Raw genomic sequence first — 6,689 nt, 5'->3', positions numbered from 1 at the left:
TCATCCTTAAGAATCCTCTTCATACGCCACGTCTCCCACGCCCCACCCGGCTGCAATCACGCCCCCACGTCAGCCCCGGCCACAGCGGACTACGGCCCCCCCTCTCGAAAGCACCCACCCCTTTTTTCGGACTGGCTGCCAGACCGAAAAACCTCGGGATTCTTACGGGCCCATGGCCCTTAAGCCGCAGGAGGCACCCTCTTGACCCCGGCGTAACGACCCGGCCAGCACAAACGAAAAAAGGACGCCGATCCCGGCGTCCTCTTTTCGTTTCTCGTACTATCGTTCCGCATGCGCTCTGGCGCGGCGCCTCAGCAGTTGCTGTAGTGCATGGCGACGGCATCGACGGCGCCTTCGGTAAGGCCTTCCATTTCGGCTCCGTGGGGAAGACCGGCGAGATGAAGAAAGGCGTGTGCCAACAGGCGGGCGAGATGTTGAGCGGGACGCTGCCCGTACAGGTCGGCCTCGCGGGCGCAGGTCTCGGCGGAAAGGACCACTTGGCCGATGTAGTCGGGGCGCGAGGCGTCCTTGTCCGGAAAGGACAGAACGTTTGTCGGCCCGACGCGGCCCTTGAAGGAGGTATGATACCCGGCCATGGCCGCATCATCGACGATGATAATGTCCACCTGCGCGCCATCCATGCCAAGCACGCCGAGAACGAGCTCGACGAGCGGAAACAGTTCGCGGCGCGAGAGCGGCATGTCGGGGCGAATGGCGGCGCGCGTTTCTAAAGTGATGCGCTGGGCGTCCTGCTGCATTACTGGCTCCCGAGGCGCGTCTTGGTGAACTTGAGCTGAGGCCCCCCCTCACCGTCACGGCCCATGATGAGCCGTCCGGACATGTCGAGGGTGTACTCGCGCTCGGGCACCTTTTCGAGCTTGTCGCCCTTGTCGGCGCTGTCCTTCTTGGACGCTGCCGCCTTGGGCTGGTCCTTTTTTGGGGCCTTGTCGGCGGACTCGGGCTTGCCTGCGGGGACGGGAATGGCCGATGCGTCGTCCTTTTCGCGGGCGGCGCAGTGCGGGCAGTCGGCGTGCGCGGGCGGCTCGGGCTTGGGCTGCGCGGTACCGGGATACTCAATGCGCTGATGGAATATGCCGGTGAGAATGCGGTGGAACACGTCACTGATGTGATGCAGGTCCTTGAGGGTCAACTCGGACTCGTCCAACTGCCCATCGGAAAAGATGCGCTTGATAACGGTCTCGATGTGCCCCTTGATGCGCGAGGGAGTGGGGTCGGACAGCACACGGCTGGATGCCTCGATGGCGTCGGCCAGCAGAATGAGTCCGGCTTCCTTGGTCTGCGGCTTGGGACCGGGATAGCGGAATTCCTCTTCGCGCACGTCCTCTTCGCCACGCGCCTCGGCCTGCTCCTTGGCCTTGTGGAAGAAGTAGGAAATCAGCGTGGTGCCGTGATGCTGCTGAATGATGTCCTCAATCTCGGAGCCGAGCTTGTGCGCGCGGGCGAGTTCCACACCCTTCTTGACGTGGGAGATGAGGATCAGCGCGCTCATGGACGGCGTGAGCTTGTCGTGCTTGTTCTTCTCGCGGGAGAGCTGGTTCTCGATGAAGTACTGCGGCTTCGTTATTTTGCCGATGTCGTGATAGAGGGCGGCAACCTTGGCAAGAAGCGGATTGGCGCCAATGGCGCGGGCTCCGGCCTCCACCATATTGGAGACGACAAGGGAGTGATGATAGGTGCCGGGCGCGGCAACCATCAGCTCCTGCAGCAGCGGCTGCTCAAGGTTCATAAGCTCCATGAGCTTAAAGCGCGAGGTAAAGCCAAGGAAGAACTCCACGATGGGCGACAGGGCAAGAACGAGCAGCAGCGAGGTCACGCCGGAGACGATGACGTACACACTGCCGATGCCGATGGCCCAAATGTCGCGCGCCTCCACGATGGCCGCGCCGGACCATGCCAGCAGCAACCCGCCAAGCAGCGGAAACACACTGCGCAGCAGTTCGTAGCGGGTGTGCGAGTTCTTGATGAGGAACATCTCAAACATGCCGCCAAGGAAATAGAACGTGAACAGCGGCAAATGCCCGCCAAACATCCACGTACTCACCAAGGCGAGAATGATGGTGGCGTAAAAGCACACGGCGTAGGGGAAAAAGAGCGCAAGAACGCCCGATGCCCCCGCGAGGGGGAGGCAATAGGGCAAAATATCGCGCGTCCAAGCCCCGGCGGAGAGCGCCAGCGGCGCATCCAGCAAAGACAGAAACTTCGCCATACCGCCAAACAGCAAAAGCACGATGGAGACAAGGACCAAATCGCGCCCTGTCAGGTCGCGGCACAGGCCAAAGCGGGTGCACATGATAACGCCCATGACAAGGAGCGCGCTCAGGACAAAGATGCCGATGGCGCGGCCCAGCCCGTAGGTCTGGGGCGTGTCGGCGATCATGGCCTTGAGTTTCATGTACTGGGCTTCGCTGACGGCCTCGCCCTGGCGGACGATAATCTCACCTTCGCGGACGTGGAAGTAGACCGGCTCCACGGCCTGCATCACCTGCCGCCGCAGTTCGGCGGATTCCTGCGCGTTGAGCGTCAGGCTGGGCTTGGTGAGCGGGCCGACAAGGGTCCAAATATCGCGGCGCACCACAAGGGGCTTTTTCAGTTCGCCCTTGAGGAAGCGCGTCAGCGCGCGATGCATGACATCAAAGTCCGCCACGCTGGAGGTATCCACGCGCAGGGACTCAATGCCCGACACACGGTTGCGCACAAGAATGCCGGAATCGTAGCGCGACAGGGCCGCGCTTTCGCGCACGACGCCCTCGCCGAGATAATTCTTCATCCACGGCAGCACGCGGCCAAGCACGAGGTTTTGAAAATCCTCGCGCCGCCAGCGCTGAAAGGTGGAGACGCCAATTTCCGCGTTCAGGTCCTCGGCAATGCTCCAGCGCACGTCCTCCAGCTCGGCAACGGGGGCCGTGTTCAGGGTCTCGAAGACCTGATACACGTCCTGCTCCAGCTGCTCGTAGGAGTCGTCCGTCAGGTCAAAAACCTGCGGCTGGGCTGCGGCGGCCTGCTTGCGCTTGATGCGGGTGGCGCGGGTGTTCTCTACAAGGAACTCCCGGTCGGCCATGATGTCGCGGTCTGCAATTTCGCCCTCAAGGTACAGGCGGGGACCGGAGGAAAAATCCGCACCGGCCAGCGCGCTGAGGACCAACAGGACCAAAAGCAGAAACAGCGTGCCAAGCACGCCGCCATCCGCACCGGAAAACGACGGGATAAACCGCGCCGTCCAAGAAGGGGGTGTCCCCTTCTTGCGCTTAGCGGCGCTTTTCTTTTTCTGATTTTTTATGGCGTTCATAGGCTTGCACTATCCTTCCCACGAGCGGGTGTCTTATGACGTCACCGTCATGGAAATGGACAAAAGAGATGCCCTCCACATCGGCCAGACAACGCGTGGCATTGATAAGACCGGACTCGGCATGGCCGGGCAGGTCTATCTGCGTGACGTCGCCCGTTACAACGGCGCGGGAGCCGAAGCCGAGGCGGGTGAGGAACATCTTCATCTGTTCCGGCGTGGTGTTCTGCGCTTCATCCAGGATGATAAACGCATCGTTAAGCGTGCGGCCTCGCATAAAGGCCAGCGGCGCAATCTCGATGATGCCCTGCTCCATCATCTCCTGTACCTTGCCGAAATCGTAGAGGTCGTGGAGTGCGTCGTACAGCGGTCGCAGGTAGGGGTCGATTTTCTCCACGAGGTCGCCGGGCAAAAAGCCCAGCTTCTCCCCGGCTTCCACAGCCGGGCGGGTCAAAATAATGCGTTTGACTTCCTTGCGGACCAGACTGCCCACAGCCATGGCCACAGCAAGATAGGTCTTGCCGGTGCCGGCGGGGCCAATGCCGAAGGTCATATCGTTTTCACGAATGGCCTGCAGATAGTCGCGCTGGGTCAGCGTGCGCGGGGTGATGCGCTTTCGCGGCGTCACCACGAACACTTCGCCGTCGAACACATCCTTTATATTGGCGGACGGTTCGCGGCCAAGAATGCCGAGGGCGCAGTCCACATCATCCGGAAACAGGCGGTTCCCGGCGCGCAGGTGGTCGTACATCTGGATGAGGGCGTTGGCGGCAAAGGCCACCATTTCATCGTCCTCTCCACGCAGAAGCACGCGGTTGCCACGCGATTCCACGCGCACACCGGTCTTCTGGGCCACCGCCGCAAGGTTGGCGTCCTGCGGGCCGAACAGCTCGCGCGCAAGCTCAAGCTCGTCGAACTCCAGCGCCTTTTCCACACACTGTGCTTTTGGCATAAAATCCTATCTTTTCGGGCCGTTATGCTCAAAGCGAGCAAACACGATACCCTTTTTGTCCGGCCCCGTCCAACCGGGGAATTTGTCCAGTCATTCAGCAGACGAAGAGGTCGTCCTGTATGGTGGGGTCAAGGTCCACATGTAGCGTATGCTCCACACGGTCCACGGCGACCTGCCCAAGGGCCGCACCCTTGGTCTTGCGCACGTACTTCACGAGGGCGCACATGACCTCGGCCTTTCCGGCACTGCCGTAGTGGCTTTTCAGCCCGGCAAGCGCGGCGGCCTCGGCAAGGCTGGAATCCGGCACGTCCTGATCGGGATAATCGCGCTTGAGTACGGCGTGCGCGCCGGGGCCGTTGGCGGCATGGAACCATAAATCAAAAGGACTGGCGAGGCGGGACAGAATCTCATGATTGCCCTTGGCGCTCTTGCCCCGGTACACCGTAAAGCCATCCGAGGTGCGAAACGCCGCAACCTGGAGGCCCTGCAACCGCCCGCGCACTTCGCGCTCGCCTGTGGTGCGGGGGGCCTGCTTGCCCTCCTGCACGGCGGCGGATGTGCCATCCAGCGCCTGAAGCTCGCCCTCAAGAGCCTTGCGGCGCTCCACGGCAAAGCCGAGGCCGCGCCGGCCTTTGGCGGCCAGCTTGAAAAACCGGTCCATGTTTTCCCGCACTGTGCGGCGCGGGTCCAACTGGATGCGGACGTCCTCGCCCGTGGCATCCGGCAGGTCCACGTAGGAACGTTTTTCGTCCTTGTCAAACATATAGAGCCAGCCCTGCAACAGCTGCCCCTGCTCCGCCTTGGCCACAAAACCGCGCATGCGGTCTTCCTCCGCGTCCAGCTTCTTCAGCGAACGCTTGAGCTTGCGGCGCTGGGCTTTGATGCGCTCCAGCTCACCGGCAACGGCCAACCGGGCAAGTTCGGGAAAAAGTTCCGTCCGCCCCCACAGGTCCGCGGCCGTGAGCACGTCGTCACACGCCTGCTCCTCGCGCCCGGCATGCAGGGAGTCGGGCAAACGCCAGACCAGCGCCTCACCGCCGCGCGTGTTCTCGCCCTTGGGATAGACGAAGAACTGGCCGCATCCGCCGCGCTCCAGCGCGCCAATCATGGCGGCGGCGCGGGCTTCGGGCAGTGCGCCAATGGTGCGGCGCAGGGCCGGGGAAATCTGCGGATGCTCGCGCCAGACGTCGCGGTCTGTCAGCACGCGCTGCGGGTCCGGCCACGGGGCCTCATCGCCAAAGGCAGCGGGAAGCTCGTCCACGAGGGCGGGTTCCTTTTCCACATTGAGCAGCAGATAGCGCCCTTCGCCGGGAGACAGCTCCCACGCGATGCTGCGCTGTTGCCAATCAACACAGGCGTCAAGAAGCCTGCGCCCCTCCAGTCGCTTGCGCATCCACATGCAGATGGCCGTAGGCTGGGGCGGATTTGCTGGTTTTTCCTTGGAAATAAAGAGCAGGCCGCCCTTTTTGGACGCCCTGAAAACAAGATAGGACCCCGCGCCAGAGCGGGCCTTAAAGGTCCACCCCCCCGGCGCGGGGTTAAAGATACGGTCGATGCGTCGTCCGGCGAGGGTCTCCCCCAACCGGGGCGCGAGGCACCGGAAGAAATTTGCTTCCATATGAATGACGCGCGGGAGTCGTGCCCGCGCACAGCCCGGGGACTAAGGGCTTAATCCCCGCGCACTTTTTCCTCTTCTTCCTGACGGCTCTTGCAATTAATGCACAGCGTGGTCACGGGGCGGGCCTTCAAGCGGGGTACGCCGATTTCCTCGCCGCATTCCTCGCATTCACCGAAGGTACCGTCCTCAATGCGTCCAATAGCCGCCTGGATCTTTTTGATGAGTTTGCGTTCGCGGTCGCGAAGGCGCAGGGTAAACGAGCGGTCGGATTCCGCAGTGGCGCGGTCTGCCGGGTCCGCATAGCTTTCATGTTCGTCCGTCATGTCGACTATGGTTTCCTCACCCTTGCGCAGGATGTCATCCAGCATTTGATTGAGCCGGGTGCGGAACATCTCGATATCTTTCTGATCCATGATCAACCCTCCGAGCTTGGCTGTCCACTGGCGGTTCCGATGCGGAACGTGCGGGATTGAAGACGAGTGCATATAACAGGAAGCAATGAAAAGTAAAGCATTGATGACGCATTTCGCGGGTTCGTCCCCCCAGGCCGCGACGCGCGCCACCTTGCAATCCCGTGTGGGCAGACGTATGTCCAATCGTTACAGATATTACTTTCTGCTCCGGAGAATGCAAGAATGAACACCAATTTTCTTGATCAAATTGTCGCTTCCGCCACGGCCGAGCCCGATGCTCCGCTCGCCCGGTCCGTCATCGGATCCCACATGGTGGGGGTTTTGGGCCGCCGGGCGGGCAGTGCCTCACCCGGGGACCATCACGCCCCGGGCGGGGCCGCCCCCCTTGCGCCCCTGCCGGAC

Annotated in this window: 6 protein-coding genes; 1 reads left to right on the top strand and 5 read right to left on the bottom strand. The window is 62.1% G+C overall.

Translation table 11 applies throughout. From position 1 onward, the window contains the following. Positions 1 to 311: 311 nt before the first annotated feature. The 5 genes from ybeY to dksA form a co-directional block, all read right to left on the bottom strand. The gene (gene ybeY, locus ACY69P_RS12795) at positions 312 to 758 is read right to left on the bottom strand and encodes an rRNA maturation RNase YbeY (RefSeq protein ID WP_462327751.1); all 447 of its coding nucleotides are present in this window, start codon (positions 756 to 758) and stop codon (positions 312 to 314) included. Next, positions 758 to 3,307 (bottom strand): HD family phosphohydrolase, encoded by a 2,550-nt coding sequence (locus tag ACY69P_RS12790; protein WP_462327750.1) that lies wholly within the window; start codon positions 3,305 to 3,307, stop codon positions 758 to 760. Before ACY69P_RS12790 ends, ybeY begins: the two co-directional genes overlap by 1 nt. Then, positions 3,267 to 4,256, bottom strand: coding sequence for a PhoH family protein (locus tag ACY69P_RS12785; RefSeq protein WP_459898802.1), 990 nt, complete (start codon positions 4,254 to 4,256; stop codon positions 3,267 to 3,269). Before ACY69P_RS12785 ends, ACY69P_RS12790 begins: the two co-directional genes overlap by 41 nt. A gap of 94 nt (positions 4,257 to 4,350) precedes the next feature. Further along, a complete protein-coding gene (locus tag ACY69P_RS12780) occupies positions 4,351 to 5,874 on the bottom strand; it encodes an NFACT RNA binding domain-containing protein (protein WP_462327749.1) in 1,524 nt (507 codons plus the stop codon). A 50-nt stretch (positions 5,875 to 5,924) separates the two neighbouring features. Then, positions 5,925 to 6,287, bottom strand: coding sequence for an RNA polymerase-binding protein DksA (dksA, locus tag ACY69P_RS12775; protein ID WP_404844256.1), 363 nt, complete (start codon positions 6,285 to 6,287; stop codon positions 5,925 to 5,927). A 222-nt stretch (positions 6,288 to 6,509) separates the two neighbouring features. On the opposite strand from dksA, the gene ACY69P_RS12770 reads away from it, so the two are divergent. Further along, the coding region (locus tag ACY69P_RS12770; RefSeq protein ID WP_462327748.1) for a hypothetical protein at positions 6,510 to 6,689 on the top strand (180 nt) is incomplete at its 3' end.

This window comes from Desulfobaculum sp., from assembly GCF_054921475.1.
Note: the sequence above shows the minus strand (reverse complement) of the source record. Positions and strands in the feature narration are given on the sequence as shown.

Bases quoted from the DNA above. Each gene is read 5' to 3' on its own strand.
- ybeY (WP_462327751.1), bottom strand. From the start codon at position 758: ATGCAGCAGGACGCCCAGCGCATCACTTTAGAAACGCGCGCCGCCATT.
- ACY69P_RS12790 (WP_462327750.1), bottom strand. From the start codon at position 3,307: ATGAACGCCATAAAAAATCAGAAAAAGAAAAGCGCCGCTAAGCGCAAG.
- ACY69P_RS12785 (WP_459898802.1), bottom strand. From the start codon at position 4,256: ATGCCAAAAGCACAGTGTGTGGAAAAGGCGCTGGAGTTCGACGAGCTT.
- ACY69P_RS12780 (WP_462327749.1), bottom strand. From the start codon at position 5,874: ATGGAAGCAAATTTCTTCCGGTGCCTCGCGCCCCGGTTGGGGGAGACC.
- dksA (WP_404844256.1), bottom strand. From the start codon at position 6,287: ATGGATCAGAAAGATATCGAGATGTTCCGCACCCGGCTCAATCAAATG.